Source organism: Paenirhodobacter hankyongi, from assembly GCF_003664585.1.
Classification (GTDB): Bacteria; Pseudomonadota; Alphaproteobacteria; order Rhodobacterales; family Rhodobacteraceae; genus Rhodobacter; species Rhodobacter hankyongi.
In genome coordinates this window covers 328,622-347,094 of record NZ_RCHI01000001.1, presented here as the reverse complement: position 1 = coordinate 347,094, position 18,473 = coordinate 328,622, and the positions used below count along the sequence as shown (strand labels likewise).

The 18,473-nt window shown below is 70.5% G+C and carries 14 protein-coding genes and 1 tRNA gene; 9 read left to right on the top strand and 6 right to left on the bottom strand.

The window, feature by feature from the left end:
- Position 1 precedes the first annotated feature (1 nt).
- Complete coding sequence (locus DYS74_RS01605; protein WP_121530401.1) at positions 2-3,106, top strand: DEAD/DEAH box helicase; 3,105 nt, start codon at positions 2-4, stop codon at positions 3,104-3,106.
- A 248-nt stretch (positions 3,107-3,354) separates the two neighbouring features.
- On the opposite strand, the gene DYS74_RS01600 is transcribed toward DYS74_RS01605, so the two are convergent.
- Positions 3,355-3,444 (bottom strand) — tRNA-Ser (locus DYS74_RS01600).
- Positions 3,445-3,639: 195 nt separating this feature from the next.
- On the opposite strand from DYS74_RS01600, the gene DYS74_RS01595 reads away from it, so the two are divergent.
- Genes DYS74_RS01595 through DYS74_RS01565 form a run of 7 tightly spaced genes read left to right on the top strand, consistent with a single transcriptional unit; the run spans position 3,640 to position 10,080 of the window.
- Positions 3,640-4,569 (top strand): SPOR domain-containing protein, encoded by a 930-nt coding sequence (locus tag DYS74_RS01595; RefSeq protein WP_394342930.1) that lies wholly within the window; start codon positions 3,640-3,642, stop codon positions 4,567-4,569.
- A 15-nt stretch (positions 4,570-4,584) separates the two neighbouring features.
- Positions 4,585-5,757 (top strand): D-alanyl-D-alanine carboxypeptidase family protein, encoded by a 1,173-nt coding sequence (locus tag DYS74_RS01590; RefSeq protein ID WP_121530400.1) that lies wholly within the window; start codon positions 4,585-4,587, stop codon positions 5,755-5,757.
- A 6-nt stretch (positions 5,758-5,763) separates the two neighbouring features.
- The gene (gene tmk / locus DYS74_RS01585) at positions 5,764-6,384 is read left to right on the top strand and encodes a dTMP kinase (RefSeq protein WP_121530399.1); all 621 of its coding nucleotides are present in this window, start codon (positions 5,764-5,766) and stop codon (positions 6,382-6,384) included.
- Positions 6,381-7,496, top strand: coding sequence for a DNA polymerase III subunit delta' (locus DYS74_RS01580; RefSeq protein ID WP_121530398.1), 1,116 nt, complete (start codon positions 6,381-6,383; stop codon positions 7,494-7,496). The genes tmk and DYS74_RS01580 overlap by 4 nt, the downstream gene beginning before the upstream one ends.
- 45 nt (positions 7,497-7,541) lie before the next feature.
- A complete protein-coding gene (locus DYS74_RS01575) occupies positions 7,542-8,342 on the top strand; it encodes a TatD family hydrolase (RefSeq protein WP_121530474.1) in 801 nt (266 codons plus the stop codon).
- Positions 8,339-9,139 (top strand): MBL fold metallo-hydrolase, encoded by an 801-nt coding sequence (locus DYS74_RS01570; protein WP_121530397.1) that lies wholly within the window; start codon positions 8,339-8,341, stop codon positions 9,137-9,139. The genes DYS74_RS01575 and DYS74_RS01570 overlap by 4 nt, the downstream gene beginning before the upstream one ends.
- Positions 9,136-10,080 carry an AEC family transporter gene (locus DYS74_RS01565; RefSeq protein WP_121530396.1) on the top strand — a complete coding sequence of 315 codons (945 nt, stop codon included), beginning with the start codon at positions 9,136-9,138 and terminating at the stop codon, positions 10,078-10,080. Before DYS74_RS01570 ends, DYS74_RS01565 begins: the two co-directional genes overlap by 4 nt.
- Before the next feature lie 4 nt (positions 10,081-10,084).
- On the opposite strand, the gene DYS74_RS01560 is transcribed toward DYS74_RS01565, so the two are convergent.
- Genes DYS74_RS01560 through DYS74_RS01545 form a run of 4 tightly spaced genes read right to left on the bottom strand, consistent with a single transcriptional unit; the run spans position 10,085 to position 14,371 of the window.
- Entirely contained in the window at positions 10,085-11,134 is a 1,050-nt protein-coding gene (locus tag DYS74_RS01560) for a glycosyltransferase (RefSeq protein WP_121530395.1), read from the bottom strand.
- 31 nt (positions 11,135-11,165) lie between these two features.
- Entirely contained in the window at positions 11,166-12,143 is a 978-nt protein-coding gene (locus DYS74_RS01555) for a glycosyltransferase family 2 protein (protein ID WP_121530394.1), read from the bottom strand.
- Positions 12,144-12,171: 28 nt separating this feature from the next.
- A complete protein-coding gene (locus DYS74_RS01550) occupies positions 12,172-13,092 on the bottom strand; it encodes a glycosyltransferase family 2 protein (protein WP_121530393.1) in 921 nt (306 codons plus the stop codon).
- A gap of 19 nt (positions 13,093-13,111) precedes the next feature.
- A complete protein-coding gene (locus tag DYS74_RS01545) occupies positions 13,112-14,371 on the bottom strand; it encodes an oligosaccharide flippase family protein (protein WP_121530392.1) in 1,260 nt (419 codons plus the stop codon).
- Positions 14,372-14,593: 222 nt separating this feature from the next.
- On the opposite strand from DYS74_RS01545, the gene DYS74_RS01540 reads away from it, so the two are divergent.
- On the top strand, positions 14,594-15,802 hold the full coding sequence (locus tag DYS74_RS01540; RefSeq protein WP_245965159.1) for a polysaccharide biosynthesis/export family protein: 1,209 nt from the start codon (positions 14,594-14,596) through the stop codon (positions 15,800-15,802).
- Here DYS74_RS01540 and DYS74_RS01535 read toward each other — a convergent pair.
- On the bottom strand, positions 15,799-18,456 hold the full coding sequence (locus DYS74_RS01535; protein WP_147435433.1) for a hybrid sensor histidine kinase/response regulator: 2,658 nt from the start codon (positions 18,454-18,456) through the stop codon (positions 15,799-15,801). The genes DYS74_RS01540 and DYS74_RS01535 overlap by 4 nt on opposite strands.
- Positions 18,457-18,473 lie beyond the last annotated feature (17 nt).

The following is an 18,473-nucleotide window of genomic DNA, read 5'->3' as shown; positions in this document are numbered from 1 at the left end:
CATGACTTTCACCCTTGCCCATACCCCCGATGCAATCACCCTGACTCTCCTCGCGCAAAAGCGCGGTCTGCTGGACCGGCTGCGCGCGAAACCGGGCACAGATTTGACCCATCTCGCACCGCAGGACCGCAAGCTGGCGCTGGCACTGGCCGACCTGCGCAGCGCCGCGGCGGAAACCGGCGAGCCGCTGACCATCGAGTCCGATACGATCCGCCTGTCGCATCGCCTTGCTGCGGCGCTGGATGGAACGACCGGCGCCGAGCTGGGATTGCCGCCCCTGACCGATCTCGTCCTGCACACCAATGTCGAGGGCGTTGTCGGCGAGCCGAGCTTCCGGCTGCACACCGAATGGCGACGTAACGGCCAACGCAAGCTGCCGGCTCGAACGGGCGCGTTGCTGCAGTCCGACCGCGGATCACAACGGGTGCCCCTCTGGATGCTCGATGCGCTGGAGCTCGCGGAGAGCTACCGTTCGGGTCAGGGAGATGCCGCCGATTGGGAAGCGCTCGCCCGATTCCGCCGTGCCCTGGACCCGGGGATCGTGGACAGCGGCGACAGTCAGGCCGCGCGGTTCTCGATGACCGATTTCCTGTCCGGCCTGGAGGTCAGGCTTGCCGACCGTTTCTCGATCACCCCGGATGCGCAAGGCACGGATTTCGAGGTCGTACCGTTCTCCGGCCACGCAATCGGCGAAGCCCTCGAAGTGACGGAATCGATGGCCGAACTGGCCGGCGCCAGCCTTGGGGATTTCCAGCGCAAGCTGCGCCAGCGCGGCGCATTGAACGCCTTCCGGCTGGGCCCCGGAAAATTCCTGGTGATCGACCGGGCCGCCGCGCCGGTGCTGGAAGTCATGACCCGGATGCAACGCGCGCCACGCGAAGAACGCCGGGAATTCATCCGCAACCCGCGCCCACGGATCACGGAGGCGCTGGAAACCGCGCTGGAGGCCCGTGGCGCGCTGGCCGGGCTGGATGACGCCGGGCGCGAGGAAAGCATCGAGGCCGCCGCCGGCCCGGCTTTCGTCGAAACCTCTGAATACGAGGCGTTTTCGGCCCGCGTCACCGGGATCGAGATCTACGAACGCCCCGACCTCTCGCTGGTCGAATCCAGCGGCACCACCTGGCTGCCGGAACTGTTCTCCGCCGAAGTGCGCAGCCGCCTGGAAGCTCTGCCGAACGAGGCGCTCGCGCAGCTGGGTGAGCGCCTACGCCAGGCGATCGACACGGGACAGGAGCACGTCACCCAGGGCGATCTTCAGCTTCCGGCGCACCCCGAAGTTCTACAAGCGGTGGAACTGAGGCTGAAAGAACGCTCAGCGCCCCCCCAGGAAGAGCCCGCAGACGACGACACCGCCCCGGAAGACTCGCCCTCGGGACCGGTCGTCCTGCGGACAGAAGACAATTTCGAAGAGGTGCACTGGCGCCCCGCCACTCCGCCCCGCACGGCAGCGGCCCCGCTGCGCCTGCCGCGGACCATCACCACCCCCCTCAAGGATCACCAGGTCGAAAGTTTCGACTGGCAGGTCAAGGCCTGGCAGGCCGGTCTGCCCGGCGTGCTGAATGCCGACGAACAGGGGCTGGGCAAAACCCTGCAAACCATCTCCTTCCTGGTCTGGCTCAACGAGCACATGAAACACGAGGGCACGAAACGCGGACCGATCCTGGTCGTCGCTCCGACCTCGCTTCTGGTGAACTGGGAACAGGAGGTCGCACGCCACGTCGCCTCGCCCGGGCTCGGTCATCTGATCCGGCTGTATGGCAGCGGGATCGGGAACCGCAAAAAAGCGGCAACTCAAGGCAGGGACATCGAAAGCGGTGCGTCGAAGCTGGACTTTTCCGACCTGGAACGCGCAGCCGAGGTCGGTGCCGGGCATCTGACCTGGATTCTTACGACCTACAGCACGTTGACAAACTATCAACATTCGCTGGCCCGCATTCCCTTCTCCGCCGCCGTGTTCGACGAAATCCAGGCGATCAAGAACCCGACCACGCTGAGCGCCGTCGCTGCCCGGGCAATGAAGGCCGACTTCCGGATCGGCCTGACCGGCACGCCGATCGAAAACTCGACAGTGGACCTTTGGGCGATCATGGACCAGTTGGCGCCGGGGGCACTCGGATCCCTGAAGGACTTCCGCCAGCGTTACGCGCTCCCCGACACCGACAACATGGCCGATCTGCACGCGCGGGTCTTCAAGCCCCAGGGGGACCTGCCGCCGCTCGGGTTGCGCCGGATCAAGGACACGGTCGCCCGTGATCTGCCCAGCAAGACACGGCTTCTGGCCCCCCGGACCATGCCACGCTTTCAGGCCGAAACCTATGACCAGGCGCGGATCCAGCTGGCCGCCGGGGCAAAGGGCGCGGCGCTCAAGCTTCTGCACCACATCCGGACAGTTTCCGTGCATCCGGCGTTGCACGATGCCGCCGGCGACGAGGATTTCATCGCCGCCTCGGCCCGACTGAACGCCACCTTCGACCTGCTGCGCGACATCCGCGCAGCAGGCCAGCGGGCGCTGGTCTTCATCGAGCACCGGCAGATGCAGTACCGTTTCATCGAACTGGCACGCGCCGAGTTCGGCCTCGACCGTATTGACCTGATCAACGGAGACACGGCGATCAAGCAACGGCAGGAAATCGTCAATCGATTCCAACGGCACCTGGAGCATGACGAGGGATTCGACCTGCTGGTACTGGGGCCCAAGGCTGCGGGCACCGGCTTGACGCTGACCGCAGCCACCCACGTGATCCACCTGTCGCGCTGGTGGAACCCGGCAGTCGAGGAACAGTGCAACGACCGCGTGCACCGTATCGGCCAGACCCGTCCGGTCACGATCCATGTCCCGATGGCGATCCACCCGGGCTACCGCGCCCAGAGCTTCGACTGCCTGCTGCAATCGTTGATGCAGCGCAAGCGCCATCTGGCAAGCTCGGCGCTCTGGCCGATGGGCGATACCGGATCGGACGCGGGCGAGCTGCAACGCCTCGTCGCACAGGAAACCTCATTTGCGTCCGGCGGTGACCCGGTGGACGAAGCAATGGCAGAAACCTTCGCCCGCGATGGCACCCCCTGCCCCCCCCCTGACGCGAAGGGCGAATATCGGTTCGAGTGACACCCGTGGCCTGAACCTGTCTTGCTTCCAGCTTTTCACCCTTTCCAACTGCCCGGCCATAGCTATCCGAGATCGCATCTTCATCATGCCTCTGCAGTGGAAGGGAATACCCGGCATCTAGGTCAATCTTCTCGACAAGCCCGAAGAACCCGTCGGATCGCGTTGCATCCAAGCGTTTTCAGGAAGGCGGGTTGATGGGCGGGTATCTATCTAATAAACGGATATTTACACATGTTTTCAATGCTAATTGGCGGAAGCGGTGGGATTCGAACCCACGGTGGGGTCTCCCCCACGCTGGTTTTCAAGACCAGAGCCTTAAACCACTCGGCCACGCTTCCGGCCCGCCCCGCCTAGCGGGCTTCACGCGATTCTGAAAGCCACCCGCCGCCGATTTCCGCCCCGGAGGCTCCCGGATGCTTTCCTTGCTACGCCCGAAACGCTACAGTCGGCGCGACTGCGCGGGGGGCCGCGCCGGTGGGACAAGGGCCGAAGGGCCCGCAACGGACGCGGGAACAGCCCGCGCGAAGAGGGGCATGATGGGCGACACGACGCAGGGCAAACACCCGGGCAAGCGATTTGGTCTGATGCTGGGGGCGGCGCTCGCGCTGGCGGGCTGCCAGGAGGGCACGCAGCCCTTCGGCTTCCTGAAATCCGCTCCGAAGGCCGCCGCGGATGGCACCGCCACCGGCTCCGACGTCGCCCCCGCCACCTCGGCCCGGCTGGTCGAGCGTGACGTCGAGGCGCCGCAGGCCTTCTCCGTCGAGGAGGAAGGCCTGTGGGATGGCCGCCCCTCGCTCGGTGGCGTCTGGGTCGCCCATCCGACGGTGAAGGACCCCGAACGGGTGATCATCCGCAACACCGCGAACGGCAAGTTCGTGATCGGTGCGCTGTTCCGGCGCGAGCGCGACAACCCCGGCCCCAAGCTGCAGGTGTCCTCGGACGCCGCGGCGGCGCTTGGCCTGCTTGCCGGCGCGCCGGCGAAGCTTTCGGTCGTCGCGCTGCGCCGCGAGGAGGCCCCGGCCGAGGGCACCGCCCCGATCGTCACCGACCCGGTGATCGCCGCCCCGGAACCGATCGCGGCACAGCCGCTTGCCGACAAGGGCGCGAAGCCGCCGAAACCGGGCGAAAAGCCCGCCCCTGCCCCGGCCACGCCCGCCGCCGCAGGCAAACCCGCCGCCGCGGCCCCCGCCGCGCCGGCAAAACCCGCCGCGCCGGCCGCCAAGGCGCCGGCCGGAAAGGTCTATGTGCAGATCGGCATCTTCTCGGTCGAGGCGAACGCCAAGCGCGCTGCCGAGCAGATCAAGAAGGCGGGCGTGCCCGCCGCCGTGCGCACCGAACAGAGCCAGGGCAAGACCTTCTGGCGCGTCGTCGCCGGCCCCGCCTCGGGCGCGGGCGAGCGCGATGCGTTGCTCAAGAAGATCCAGGGCCTCGGCTATCCCGACGCCTACGCCGTCACGAAATAAGGAAGTCCCGTCCCGATGCCGTTTCTCCGCCTCGCCGCCGTCCTGACCCTCGCGCTGCTTGCAGCGCTTCCCGCGCGCGCCTTCGAGACCCGGGCCAATTCCGCCTGGGTCTACGACATGACGACCCGCACAGTGCTGCTCGAGAAGAACGCGGACGTGCCGCTGCCCCCCGCCTCGATGTCGAAGCTGATGACGCTCGAGCTGCTGTTCGACGCGCTGCGCGACGGCCGGGTGACACCGGACACCACCTTCGCCGTCTCGACCCGGGCCAAGCAGATGGGCGGCTCGACGATGTTCCTCAACGAGCTCGACCGCCCCTCGGTGCGCGAGCTGATGCAGGGCATCGCGATCAACTCGGGCAATGACGCCTGCGTCGTGGTGGCCGAGGGGCTCGCCGGCTCGGAAGAGGCCTTCGCGCGGCTGATGACCGAACGCGCCCGCGCACTCGGCATGACCGACTCGACCTTCGCCAATGCCTCGGGCTGGCCGGACCCGGGCCAGCGCATGTCGATGCATGACCTCGGCGTGCTCGCCGCCCACATCATCACCACCTTCCCGGAATACTACCCGCTGTTCTCGGAAACGACCTACAATTACAAGGACCGCGCCCCGGCGAACGCGCATAACCGCAACCCGCTGCTGAAGATCTCGGCCGCCGACTGGCACGCCGACGGGCTGAAGACCGGCCACACCGAAGAGGCGGGCTTCGGCCTTGTCGGCTCGGCGGTGATGGGCGAACGGCGCATCGTCTTCGTGCTGTCCGGCATGGCCTCGGACACCGAGCGCGCGCAGGAGGCCGAGGCGGTGGCGAACTGGGCGTTCCGTCAGTTCGTGCTGAACACCATGGCGACGAAGGGCACGCAGCTCGCCGAGGCGCCGGTCTGGCTCGGCGCCGCGCCGACGGTGGGCCTGGCGCCGGCCGAGGACGTGACGCTGCTGCTGCCCGCGGGCGCCAAGGAAGGCGTGAAGGCCGAGGCGGTGTTCAACGGCCCGGTGCAGGCGCCGGTGAAGGCCGGCGACACGCTCGGCCAGCTGGTGATCCACATCCCGGGCCTTGACGAGCCGACGACGGTGCCGCTTGTCGCCACCGCCGATGTCGCCGAGGGCGGCTTTCTCGTGCGGATGAAGACGGCGATCGGCCGGCTTTCGGCCCGCGCCTTCCAGGCCGCCTCCGGCGCGAACAGCTGAGGCCGGATGTTCATCACCTTCGAAGGCATCGACGGATCGGGGAAATCCACGCAGGCGCGGCTGCTGGCCGAGGCGCTGAGGGCCGAGGGCCATGACGTCGTGCTGACGCGCGAGCCCGGCGGCTCGCCCGGCGCCGAGGAGATCCGCCGCCTTGTCCTTGAAGGCGACCCGGACCGCTGGTCGGCCGAGACCGAGATCCTGCTCTTCACCGCCGCCCGCCGCGACCATCTCGAGCGCACCATCGCCCCCGCGCTCGCTGCCGGCCGGATCGTGATCTGCGACCGCTTCGCCGATTCCACGCGGATGTATCAGGGCCTCAGCCGCGGCGACCTGCGCGGCCTCGTCGATCAGCTGCACGGCCTGATGATCGGCCGCGAGCCGGACCTGACCTTCCTCATCGACCTGCCGCCCGAAGTCGGCCTTGCCCGCGCCAAGGGCCGGCAGGGCAAGGAGGAACGCTTCGAGGATTTCGGTCTCGATCTGCAGGTGCGGATGCGCGCGGGCTTCCTGGCGCTTGCCCGCGAATTCGCACCGCGCTTCCGCATCTTCGACGGCGCCGCGCCGAAGGAAGAGGTCTCGGCCGCGATCCTTGCGACCGCGCGTGCGGCGCTTGAGGCGCGGGCATGAGCGCCGAGGACCTGCCCGACCCGACACAGGTCGAAGGCGCCCCCCACCCGCGCGACACCCTGGCCCTGTTCGGGCAGGAGCGCGCCGAGGCCGATTTCCTGACCGCCTTCACCACCGGCCGGCTGCACCACGCCTGGATGCTGACCGGCCCGCGCGGCACCGGCAAGGCGACGCTTGCCTGGCGCATCACCCGCTTCCTGCTGACCCGCGGCGCGGCCGAGCCCGCGGGCCTTTTCGGCACGCCCGAACCACCCACGAGCCTTGACACCGATCCCGACGACCCGGTGTGCCGGCGCATCCATGCGGGCTCCGAGGCCGGGGTCTTCGTGCTGAAACGCGGCCCGAACGCCACCGAAAGCGCGCTCTCGCTCGACATCCGCGTCGACGAGGTGCGCAAGCTGAAGAACTTCCTGCAGCTCTCGGCTGCCGAGGGCGGGCGGCGCGTGGTGATCGTCGATGCCGCCGACGAGATGAACACCCAGGCCGCGAACGCGCTGCTGAAGCTCCTTGAGGAACCGCCCGAGCGGGTGACCTTCCTCCTCGTCACGCATCAGCCGGCGCGGCTGCTGCCGACGATCCGTTCGCGCTGCCGCGAGCTGCGGCTCGCCACCCTTGCCCCTGCCGACATGGCGCGCGCGCTTGCCGCCGCCGGCGCCGAGACCGAAGGCGAGGAAGAGGCACTCGCGGCGCTCGCCTCCGGCTCGGTCGGCGAGGCGATCCGGCTTCTGAACCTCGGCGGGCTGGAAACCTATTCGGCGCTCGTCGCGCTCTTCGCCACCCTGCCCCGGCTCGACCGGCCAAGGGCGATTGCGCTGGCCGACAGCATCACCGGCAAGGCGAACGAACCGCGCTATGACCTGCTTCTGGGGCTGATCGAGCTCTTCCTTGCCCGCCTTGCCCGCGCCGGGCTGGTCGGCCCGCCCATGCCCGAGGGCGCGCCGGGCGAGGCCGAGCTGATGGCGCGCCTTGCCCCCGACGGGGCGGCGGCGATGAAATGGGCGTCACTTCACCAAAGCCTCGGCGCCCGCGCCCGTCACGGCAAGGGGGTCAACCTTGACCCTGCCGCCCTCGTGATGGATATGGTTCTGGAGATGACCGCGGCCGCCGCCTGACGGCACCGCGCCGAAAGGACAAGGCCCGTGGCTGACAATACCCTCATTTCCGAAATCCCCCCCATTTCCGAAATCGTCGACAGCCACTGCCACCTCGATTTCCCCGATTTCGCCGAGGAACTGCCCGAGGTGATCGCGCGGGCGCGCGCCGCCGGCGTCACCCGGATGGTGACGATCTGCACCCGACTGCGCTCGGAACCCGCGGTGCGGGCGATCGCCGAGGCCTATGACGGCGTCTTCTATGCCGCCGGCACCCATCCGATGAGCGCGGCCGAGGAACCGATGGCGACGGTGGACGAGCTGATCGCCCTTGCCCGCCACCCGAAATTCGTCGGCCTGGGCGAGACCGGGCTTGATTATCACTACACCCCGGACAGCGCCGAGGTGCAGAAGGTCTCGCTGCGCGTCCACATCACCGCGGCGCAGGAGACCGGCCTGCCGCTCATCATCCACACCCGCGACGCCGACGCGGACACCGCCGCGATCCTGACCGCGGGGATGAAGGAGAAACCCTTCAGCTGCGTCATGCATTGCTTCTCGTCCGGCCCGGAGCTGGCCCGCACCGCGATCGACCTCGGCTTCTACCTGTCGATGTCGGGCATCGCGACCTTCCCGAAATCGCAGGAGGTGCGCGACATCTTCGCCGCCGCGCCGCTCGACCGGATCCTGGTCGAGACCGACAGCCCCTATCTTGCGCCCAAGCCCAAGCGCGGCAAGCGCAACGAACCCGCCTATACCGCGATGACCGCGGCCGTCGGCGCCGAGGTCTTCGGCCTCGACTATGCCGCCTTCGCCGCCGCCACCTCCGCCAATTTCGACCGTCTCTTCACGAAGGCCGCCCGATGACCCGCATGCGTTTCACCATCCTCGGCTGCGGCTCCTCCGGCGGCGTGCCGCGCCTCGGGGGCATCTGGGGCGAGTGCAACCCGGAGAACCCGAAGAACCGCCGCACCCGCTGCTCGATGCTGGTCGAGCGGGTGGCGCCCACCGGCATCACCCGGGTGCTGATCGACACCTCGCCCGACATGCGCGAGCAACTGCTGCGCGCCGAGGTCGGCGAGCTCGATGCGGTGGTCTATACCCACAGCCACGCCGATCACGTGCACGGCCTCGATGACCTGCGCCAGATCACCTTCAACATGCGCCGCCGCCTGCCGGTCTGGGCCGACAGCGACACGCAGGAGGCGCTGATCAACCGCTTCGGCTATGCCTTCGTGCAGCCGCCGGACAGCAATTATCACCCGATCTGCGATTTGCGCGCGATCCACGGCCCGTTCGAGATCGACGGCGCCGGCGGTCCGATCCGCTTCACCCCGTTCCGGGTCGAACACGGCAATATCGACGCGCTCGGCTTCCGCATCGGCGGGCTCGCCTATCTGCCCGACGTCAGCGACATTCCCGAAGAGGCCTGGCGCCATCTCGGCGGGCTCGATTGCTGGGTGCTTGACGCGCTGCGCCGCACGCCGCACCCGACCCATGCCCACCTGGCCCTCGCGCTCGAATGGATCGAACGCTCCGGCGCGGCCTCGGGGGTGCTGACCAACATGCACATCGACCTCGACCACGACGCGGTCGAGGCCGAAACGCCCGAGAACATCCGCGCCGCCTATGACGGCATGGTGCTGGAGTTCGCCGCCGAATGAGCGGCCTCTTCAATGTCGTCCTGCCCGTCTTCCTGGTGCTTGGCTTCGGCTATCTCGCCGCCTGGCGCCGGCTGATCTCGGAGGCGGCGATCGACGGGGTGATGCGCTTTGCGCAGACCTTCGCGATCCCGGTGCTTCTGGCCCGCTCGATCGCCAAGCTCGACCTCGGCGCCAGCTATGACGCGGGGCTGATGATCTCGTTCTATGTCGGGGCCTTCGTCGCCTTCGGCCTCGGCATCGCGCTGTCGCGGCTCTGGCTCGACCGCACCCCCGTCGATGCCGCGGCGATCGGCTTTTGCTGCCTGTTCTCGAACGCGCTGCTGCTCGGCATCCCGATCACCGAGCGCGCCTATGGCCACGACGCGCTCGACGGCAATTTCGCGATCATCTCGATCCATTCGCCGCTGCTGTTCACCGCCGGCATCCTGACGATGGAGGCCACGCGCTCGCGGGGCGCGGGGCTGGGCACGGTGGCGCTCAATGCACTGCGCGGCGTGCTGACCACGCCGATGGTGATCGGCATCCTGTGCGGCTTTGCGATCCGCGTCTTCACCGCGCTCACCGGGCTCGAGATGCCCGAACCGGGCTGGGCGGCGATCGACATGGTGGCCGATGCCGCACTGCCCGCCGCCCTCTTCGCACTTGGCGGCGTGCTGCTGCGCTACCGGCCCGCGGGCGACGGTCGGGCAATTGCCATGGTCACCACGCTGTCGCTGATCGTACATCCGGCGGTGGCATATGCGCTGGCGCAATGGGTGTTCCACCTGCCGACGGCGGGGCTGCGCTCGGTGGTGATGAGCGCGGCGATGGCGCCGGGCGTCAACACCTACATCTTCGCCAACATGTATGGCGCGGCGAAACGCGTCGCCGCCTCCTCGGTGCTGGTCGCCACCGCGATGTCGGTGCTGACGATCTGGGCCTGGCTCGCGATCCTGCCCTGAGCGCTCAGACCGCCCGCGCCAGCTCGGGCGCCGCGCTCAGGTCGCGCACCAGCCGGTCATAGCCCGCGCGGAACTCGGCCTCGGCCCCCACGACCGCGGCACGGCCGGCCAGCCGGCGCGCGCAGGCCTGCGCCGGGTCCTGCGCCGCGAGATCGGTGAGCGCCGCGGCCCAGTCCTCGGCCTCCCGCCCCCGGCACAGCCGCGCGCCGCGCCCCACGTGATCGGCGAGCCCATCGACGCCCGAGACCAGCAGATCCCGCCCCGCCGCCATCGCCTCGAGCGCGACAAGCCCATAGGCCTCCCACCGCGAGGGCATCACCACCGCATCGAAACGGCGCATCATCGTCGCGGGGCTGGCGGAATAGCCGGCGAAACCGATGCGCGGATCCCCCGCCGCCAGCGCCTCGAGCCGGCCGCGTTCGGGCCCGTCGCCCACCAGCGTCAGCGTCGCGCCCGGCACCGCGACCCGGCGGAACGCCTCGATCAGCAGATCGAACCCCTTCTGCCGGTCGAAACGGCCGATCGCACCAAAGGCGCGCGGCGCGCCCTCGGCCAGCGGCAGGTCGAGGAAATCGGCGACGCCGCCGCAGGAACGCAGCACCTGCAACCGCTCGCGCCCGACCAGACCGCGCGCCACCAGCCACTCGCCCTGCGCTGCGCTGACCGAGCAGATCCGGTCGAACATCGCGAAGGCGCTGCGCAGCAGGGTCTGGAAGCGCAGCCGGTGCAGCACGTTGCCGGCCACGAAGCCCTCGCAATAGCTGTGCTCGACATGGGCCATCGGCAGATGCGCATAGCGGGCGCGCAGCGCGGTCAGGAAGGGCAGCGCGCGCCAGCTGATCGCCAGATGCGAGACGATCACATCGGCCTCGAGCGCCGGGGCGGACAGCGCGCTGCGGCTGACGGTGACGACCGAATGCTGTGCCGAGGCGGCCAGGTCGGCATCGCGGCCGAGGAACTTCATGCCGCGGGTGACGCCGCCCCAGTTCCCGTCATCGACGAGGTGGACGACGCGCAGGCGGGCGGGGGCAGCGGCGGGGAGGATCTGGGTCATGGCGGGTCTCCGGGATCAGGGGATCGGGGGATCAGGCGGAACGGCGGGCGAAGGGGGCGGGCAGCACGGCGGCACCGAAGAGCCGCAGCGCCAGCGCGGCGGCAAGCGTGACCAGGGTCTTCGCCGGCTCGTTCACCAGCGGGTGGCGCGACAGGCGCAGGCTGGCAAGCACAAGGCGCAGCGCCTCGCGCCCGTCGCCCGCCGAGACCGCGCGCCGCGCGAGATAGCGCAGCTGATAGGCGCGCGCCGCCGGCGTGTGCCGGGCGAAAAAATCGGGGGCGAGCGGCGCGAGTTTCGCCACCACCCGCTCCCAGGCGGCAAGCTGCCGCCCGCCCGCCGCCGACAGCCCCGCCGGATTCACCCGATAGGCAGTCAGCGTGCCCGGCACCCCCTCGATCTGCCAGTCGGAGGTCAGCGCCAGACGCAGCCAGCATTCGATGTCCTCCGACTGCCGGAAGCGCTCGTCGAACCACCAGTCGCGCACCGTCTCGCCCGCCGGACGCCAGGCGATGGCATCGAGCGCCGCGCGCCGCAGCACCGCGGCCGAGCCGTTGCCGACCGGGTTGCGCAGGAAGACGTGATCGGGTCGGATCCCCCAGAGCCGCGGCCGCTGCGCGAGGCCGAGCGGCTGCCCGGCCCCGTCGATCAGCGCCGATCCCGAAAAGCTGAGCCCCACCGCCGGCGCCTCGGCCAGATGCCGGACATGCGCGGCCAGCTTGTGCGGGCGCCACAGGTCGTCGGCGTCGCAAAAGCCGATGATCGCGCCGCGGGCAACCTGGATGCCGCTGTTGCGCGCGCCGGCAAGGCCGCGGTTCGCCTGCATCACCAGCTGCACCCGGCCATCCTCGCCGGCATGGTCCGCGGCGATCCGCGCGGTGCGGTCGCTCGAGCCGTCATCAACGACGATGATCTCGAGATCGGTGAAGGTCTGCGCGCGCAGGCTGCGCAGCGTCGCGTCCAGCGTGGCTTCGGCGTTGAAGGCGGGCACGATGATCGAGGCGTGGGGCATGGTGGGCACTCCGGGGAAAAGGAACAGGTCAGGCAAAGAGGATGCGGCGCAGCGAGCCGGGCAGCAGCGGGGCGAGCAGCGCGCCCCCCGCCGTCAGCGCACCGCGGCGCGGGGGGGCGAAGAAACCGCCGGGGCTCGCCGCTATGCCGGCAAGCGCCAGGCGCAGCGCCGAGCCGCCACGCTGGTCAAGCCGCAGCGCCCGGCGCGAGAGATAACGCAGGAACACCGCCTCGTGGCGCGGATCGGGGGTCTCGCCATAGCGCGCGGCGCTTTCGACCGCGGCGGCGCGCCCGGCCTGCATCGCCGGCAGGTCGGCCGACAGCCCGCTGACGCTGGTGCGGTAGAAGGTCAGAACCGCGTCGATGCCGATCACCACCGCGCCGCCCCCCACCAGTCGCACCAGCCATTCGAGATCCTCGTTCTGCACCAGCTCCTCGTCGAAGCCGCGGGTGGCCTCGAAGGCCGCGCGGCGGATCGCCAGGTTCGACATCGTGCAGACCGGGTTCTCGCCCAGCAGGTCGAGGATGGTCAGCGGCACCTCGGCAATCTCGGAGGCGGTGCTCGGGCGGTCGGGGTCGGCGCGGAAGAAGGCGACGCGGGCATAGACCGCGCTCACCGCCGGATCGGCGAAGGCCGCATCGAAGCGGGCGAGCTTTTCCGCCGCCCAGAGGTCGTCGGAATCGCAGAAGGCAAGGATCTCGCCCTTCGCCTCGGCAAGGGCGGCGTGGTTGCGCGCGGCCGAGGGGCCGCGACGCGGCGCGGTCACGGCGCGGATGCGCGGGTCGGCGGCCGCGGCCGCGGCGATCAGCGCGGCGGTGGCATCGGTCGAGGCATCGTCGACCAGCAGCGCCTCCCAGTCGGGCAGGGTCTGCGCGGCGAGGCTTTCGAGCGTGGCCGGCAGGGTGGCGGCGGCGTTGCGGCAGGGGATGATGATCGAGAAACGGGGCATGTCGGGGCCTTTCTGTCGGTCAGGCGTTGGCAAGGCGCAGCGCCGGGCGGCGCGGCAGGCGAAGGGCGGAGGCAAGGGCGGGCAGCGCCGCACCAAGCTGGGTGAGGGAAGCGACGGCGAGATAGCCCGCCGCGGTCACGCCGAGCCCGAAGGGGGCGGTCAGCGCAGTGTTGGCGATCAACAGCACGGTCATCGCCAGGGTGACGCGGAACTCGAGCGCCGGGCGGCCCTCGGCGCGCAGCCATTGCGCCGCGGCGGTCCAGACCAGCGCCGGGATCGCGGCCAGGCACAGGGTCGAGACGATGGCACTCATCCCCGCCCATTTCGCACCGAAGAGGATCGGCACATACCAGGGGGCGAGAAGCGCCTGCACCACCACCACCGGGGCGATCAGCCCGACCGAGAGCAGAAGCGCGCGGCGCAGCGCCTGCGCCCGGTCCTCGGCCCGGCACAGCGCCGGGAACAGCGCCACCCCGAAGGCATTGGCAAAGGAGCTGGCCAGCCCGAGCCCGGCGTTGAAGGCGAGGAAATAGGCACCCAGCAGCTCGGGCCCGAGGATCAGGCCGATCACCAGCTTGTCGGCCTGCAGCCGGGCGGCCTTGACCACCTCGACGCCCAGCACCGCGGCGCCGTAGCCGGTGAAGTGGCGCAGCGGCAGGCCCTCGAGGCCCGGCACCGGGCGCCACGGCCGCAGCCGGCGCATGCCGATCAGCCACACCGGCGCCGCGATCAGCCGCGGCAGCACAAGCGCCAGCGGACCGGCCAGCACCAGCGCCAGCACCGCGGTCAGCAGGTTCGCAAAGACCACCTGCGTGCCGCCGATCGCCGCGGTGCGGGCCAGCCGCCCCTCGCGCATCGCAAGCGCGCAGTGAATGAGCCCCGCCGGCATCACCAGATATTCGCCGGCGAGCAGCACGATCATCCCGAAGACGAGCGCATCGCCCGTGCCCGCCCAGACCCCGGCGCCAACCAGCACCTGCAGCGCGAAAAGACCGAGGCACCAGGCGCGGTGGATCTTGCGCCCGGTGATGCAGGCGGCCTCCAGATCGGCCTCGGGCGCGGCGATGATGCGCTGGTTCACACCGTTCTCGGTCAGCGCCTTCAGCAGGTCCGAGGCGGCCATGGCGCCGGCCGCAAGGCCGATCGCCCCGGCGTCGAGGTTGCGCGCCACCACCACCACCACGGCGAGGCGCGAGGCGCGCTGCGCCACGTCGGACAGGCCAAGCGCCATCAGGTGCGAGGCAAAGCTGCCGGCGGTGGGGAAACGGGGCGTGCGCATGGTGTCGGGTCCGGTCTGGGGCGAAATGCCGTTAGGTCATGTCCCCGTTTTACCGCGCCCCCTGCCCCGCCGTCGCGGGAGCCCCCGGAGAGCCGGACGACGCCAAGGGATGTTCCCCTATCCGAAGGGAGAGGGTCGCCCACCCCCGCCGCGCGCGTAGACGCCCGCCCGGCCATCCGATACTCTGCCCGTATTCGCCCCATGTCTTTCACGGAGCAAAGCTTGCGCCCCATCCGCCCCGCCGCCCTCCGGACCTCTTCCGCCCTTGCCCTGTCGCTTGCCCTTGCCGTCGCCTGCGCGCCGGAACGCCGGCCCGACAACCTCGAACCGGCGGCGACGGGCGGCGGCTTTCAGGCGCAATACCGCACCCCCGGACCGAAGCCGAAGGAGGCAGTGGCGCTGCGCTCGGCCGCGATGAATGCCGAGACCTGCCGCGCGCCGGCGGGCGGCACCGGCCGCGCCGCGCACGCCCCCGCAGGCCTGGGCGGCGAGGCGCTCTCGCGCGGTGATCTGCTCGACATCCGGATCTTCGGCGACACCACCTTCAGCGGCGCCTACGAGGTGTCGCGCGACGGCACGGTGAAGCTGCCCTTCCTCGGCGCGGTGCCGGCGGCCGGGCGCGGCTCCGGGTCGGTCGCCAGGGACATCGGCGCGCGGCTCGTCGCCGGCGGGCACTACCCCGAGGCACCCGAGGTCTCGGTGCTGGTCTCCGATTTCGGCTCGGTCCGCGTCGGCGTCTCGGGCGCGGTGTTCGAGCCGCATGTGATCGAGCTCGGCCTGCGCGGCGACACGATCGACACCCGCCGGCAGGAGGCGCTTGGCGGCTCGACCGAGGGGCGCAACCTGTCCGCCGCGCTGCGCGCCGCGGGCGGCATCCGGCCCGACGCCGACCTGTCGGCGGTGCGGCTGACGCGGGGCGGGCGCAGCTATTCGATCGACATGCGCGGCGCGATCGAGGGCACGGCCTTCGACGACGTGATGCTGATCGCGGGCGATACCGTCGCCGTGCCCTCGCGCGGCTGCTTCCAGGAGGCGCTGATGGTGCCGAGCCCGGTCAGCCCGCCGGGCGTGTCGCTCTTCCTGTCGAACCTGACCCAGCCCGCCACCGGCAACGCCCCCTCGGCCAATGGCGCCGAGACCCGGCAGGTGCCCTATGGCACGCGCTTCCTGCAGGCGGCGATCAATGCGAACTGCGTCGGCGGGGCGCTGGCGACCAGCGGGCACCGCTCGGCCGCGCTCTTGTCGCGCAATCCGCTCACCGGCGTCTCGGTCGTGGTCGAGCGGCGGCTCGAGGACATGATGACCCGCGCCGACCGCGACGATTACGACCCCTATCTGCTGCCGGGCGATGCGCTCGCTTGCTATGACAGCACGGTCACCAATATCGCCGACGTGGCGCGGGTGATCGGCGCGGTGGCCGGCGGGTTCTAGCCCGCCACCTGCCCCGCCGCCTGCCCGGCGCGCTGCGCCGCAAGCCAGCCCTCGATCTCGGCCCGGGTCCCGGCCCAGAGCGGCGCGAGCGTCTCCGCCGCGCCGGCCAGCGGCGCGTCATCGCCGCGCTTCGCCGCAGTCTCGATCGCCTGCAGCACCGCCTGCAGCCGCAGCGCGCCGAGCGCGCCGGCCGAGCCCGCACAGCGATGCACCGCCGCCAACGCCGCCGCGCGCGCTGTCGCCTCGGTCATCGGCCCGAAGGCGCCGCCGGCAAGGTCGCCCAGCAGCCCGTCCCCCTGCGTCACGAAACGCTCGAACAGCCCCTGCAGCGCCGCACCGGAAACCATGCCGCCGAAGCGCTCGGGATCGAAGAGCGGCTCGGGGCCCGGAGCCGCCGGCACAGCCGGAACCTCCGCCTCCATCGCCCGCACCGTGCCGGCGAGCAGCCGCACCAGCGCCGGCCGGTCGATCGGCTTCTTCAGGATGTCGGTCATTCCGACCTCGCGGAAGGCGGCCAGCTCCTCGGGCAGGGCATGGGCGGTGACGCCGACGATCGGCACATCGCGCGAGGCGCCGCGGCCGGCGCGGATCTCGCGCGTGGCGTCGCGACCGTCCAGCACCGGCATCGAGACATCCATCAGGATCAGATCGAACCGGGCCGCCGCGGCGCGCTCCACCCCCTCGCGGCCGTTCACCGCCTCGGTGACGATATGGCCCTCGGCCTCGACCATCTCGCGCAGGAGCGTGCGGTTGATCTCGTTGTCCTCGACGACCAGCACAGAGAGCCGCTGCGCCGGCGCCCGCTTGCGCGGCGCGCGGCGCGGGCTGCGGGCCTCGGAAGGCGCGGTCTCGGCCCGTTCGAGCGGCAGGCGCAGCCAGAACAGGCTGCCCTCGCCCGGCGTGCTCTCGACGCCGATCTCGCCGCCCATCAGCTCGACCAGCCGCCGCGCGATGCCAAGCCCGAGCCCGGTGCCGCCCTGCCGGCCATAGGAGCTGTCGACCATCTCGAAATCGCGGAAGATCCGCTCCTGATCGGCCTCGGCGATGCCGGCGCCGGTGTCGATCACCCGGACCTCGACCTCGCGCAGCCCGCCCTCGCCCGGCATCGCCTCGACCTCGATCCGGATCTCGCCGTCGGTGGTGAACTTGGTGGCGTTGTTGACGAGGTTCAGCAGCACCTGGCGCAGCTTGGCCGCATCGCCCATGCAGGGATCGAAGGGCGCGCCGCACCAGCTCCAGCCCAGCCGGTTGCCATGCGCCCGCGCCAGTTCACGCTGGTTCGACACCACGTCGTCGAGCACCCGCGACAGCTGGAACGGCGCGCGCGTGAGCACCATCATTCCGGCCTCGAACTTCGACAGGTCGAGCACGTCGTTGACCAGCCCGCTGAGCAACCGTCCCGACAGCTCGACCGTGTCGACATAGCGGCGCTGACGCGCATCGAGCCCGGTGTCGCGCAACAGCGAGATCGAGCCGAGAAGCCCGTTCAGCGGCGTGCGCATCTCGTGCGACATCACCGCGACGAAATCGGCCTTCGCCTTCTCGCCGGCCACGGCCCGGTCGCGCGCCTCGGTCAGCGCCGCCTCGGCCTGTTTCAGCACCGAGATGTCGCGGATGAACAGCACGAACAGCCGCCGCCCGCCGGCATCGGCGAGCCGCACCGAGACCTCGGCCGGGAAGGTGGTGCCGTCGCGCCGCACCCCGTCGAGATAGATCCGGTCATGCACGCCGGGCAGCGGGTCGCGCAGCTCGGCCGCAAGGGCAAGGCCGCCCGGCGCGGTCTCGGCCCCCGGCGGCAGGATCAGGCCCAGCATGTCGCGCCCCTTCGCCTCGGCCGCGGTATGACCGAAGATCGTCTCGGCCGCCGGGCTGAACTCGATGATCCGGCCGCGACGATCGCACAGGATGATGCCGTCGAGCGAGGTCTCGATCACCGTGCGCATCCGCGCGGCGGTGACGGCACGTTCATCCGCGCGGGTCTCGCTCAGCCGATAGAGCCGCAGCAGCGACACCGCGAGCAGCGAGATCGCGACGAACAGCACCGAGGCGACGCCGCCGAGCCGCATCAGCATGGTGGTGACGGCGACGCGGCCGGCATCCGACTGCCGGGCGAATTCGGCAAGCCCGATCAGCGAGAGCGAGCGCACCGTCGGCGCCACCCGCTCGGCCGCGGCATCGAGCGTGGGCAGGCTGGCCTCCAGCGCGTCATCCGGCCCGTCGATCGCCGGCATCATCTGCGCAAGCGCCGCGCTGGTGTCGGCAAAGGCGCGGGAGAATTCCGCGTCATCGCGCAGCTTGGCATAGGTGCCGGTGGCGCGGAAGGTGTCGATGCGGCTGTAGAAGATATCGAAGCGGGTGCGCAGCTCGGCCAGGTCGGCGGTGCTCAGCATGCCTTGCATGCTGTCGATCCGCGCCTCCTCGATCGCATGGTGATAGCGCAGGAATTCGGTGTCGACCTGGGCGAGCGTCCATTGCAGGTTGTCGGACGAGGCGGTGCGCAGCGCGCGCAACTGCCCCATCACGCTGACGCTCATCACCGCGATCAGCCCGAGCGCCAGCGCGAAGACCAGGACGATCAGCCCGGGGCGCAGCCATCGCAACCGGCTGCGCCGGGGACTGTCAGGCTGCGCGCTCTCTGCCTCGACCTGCCACACGATCGGTCCGCCTCCCG

Coding starts and splice junctions, on each gene's coding strand:
- DYS74_RS01560 (WP_121530395.1), bottom strand. CDS start 11,134: ATGACCCAGATCCTCCCCGCCGCTGCCCCCGCCCGCCTGCGCGTCGTC.
- DYS74_RS01550 (WP_121530393.1), bottom strand. CDS start 13,092: ATGCCCCGTTTCTCGATCATCATCCCCTGCCGCAACGCCGCCGCCACC.
- tmk (WP_121530399.1), top strand. CDS start 5,764: ATGTTCATCACCTTCGAAGGCATCGACGGATCGGGGAAATCCACGCAG.
- DYS74_RS01605 (WP_121530401.1), top strand. CDS start 2: ATGACTTTCACCCTTGCCCATACCCCCGATGCAATCACCCTGACTCTC.
- DYS74_RS01565 (WP_121530396.1), top strand. CDS start 9,136: ATGAGCGGCCTCTTCAATGTCGTCCTGCCCGTCTTCCTGGTGCTTGGC.
- DYS74_RS01545 (WP_121530392.1), bottom strand. CDS start 14,371: ATGCGCACGCCCCGTTTCCCCACCGCCGGCAGCTTTGCCTCGCACCTG.
- DYS74_RS01570 (WP_121530397.1), top strand. CDS start 8,339: ATGACCCGCATGCGTTTCACCATCCTCGGCTGCGGCTCCTCCGGCGGC.
- DYS74_RS01590 (WP_121530400.1), top strand. CDS start 4,585: ATGCCGTTTCTCCGCCTCGCCGCCGTCCTGACCCTCGCGCTGCTTGCA.
- DYS74_RS01595 (WP_394342930.1), top strand. CDS start 3,640: ATGATGGGCGACACGACGCAGGGCAAACACCCGGGCAAGCGATTTGGT.
- DYS74_RS01555 (WP_121530394.1), bottom strand. CDS start 12,143: ATGCCCCACGCCTCGATCATCGTGCCCGCCTTCAACGCCGAAGCCACG.
- DYS74_RS01580 (WP_121530398.1), top strand. CDS start 6,381: ATGAGCGCCGAGGACCTGCCCGACCCGACACAGGTCGAAGGCGCCCCC.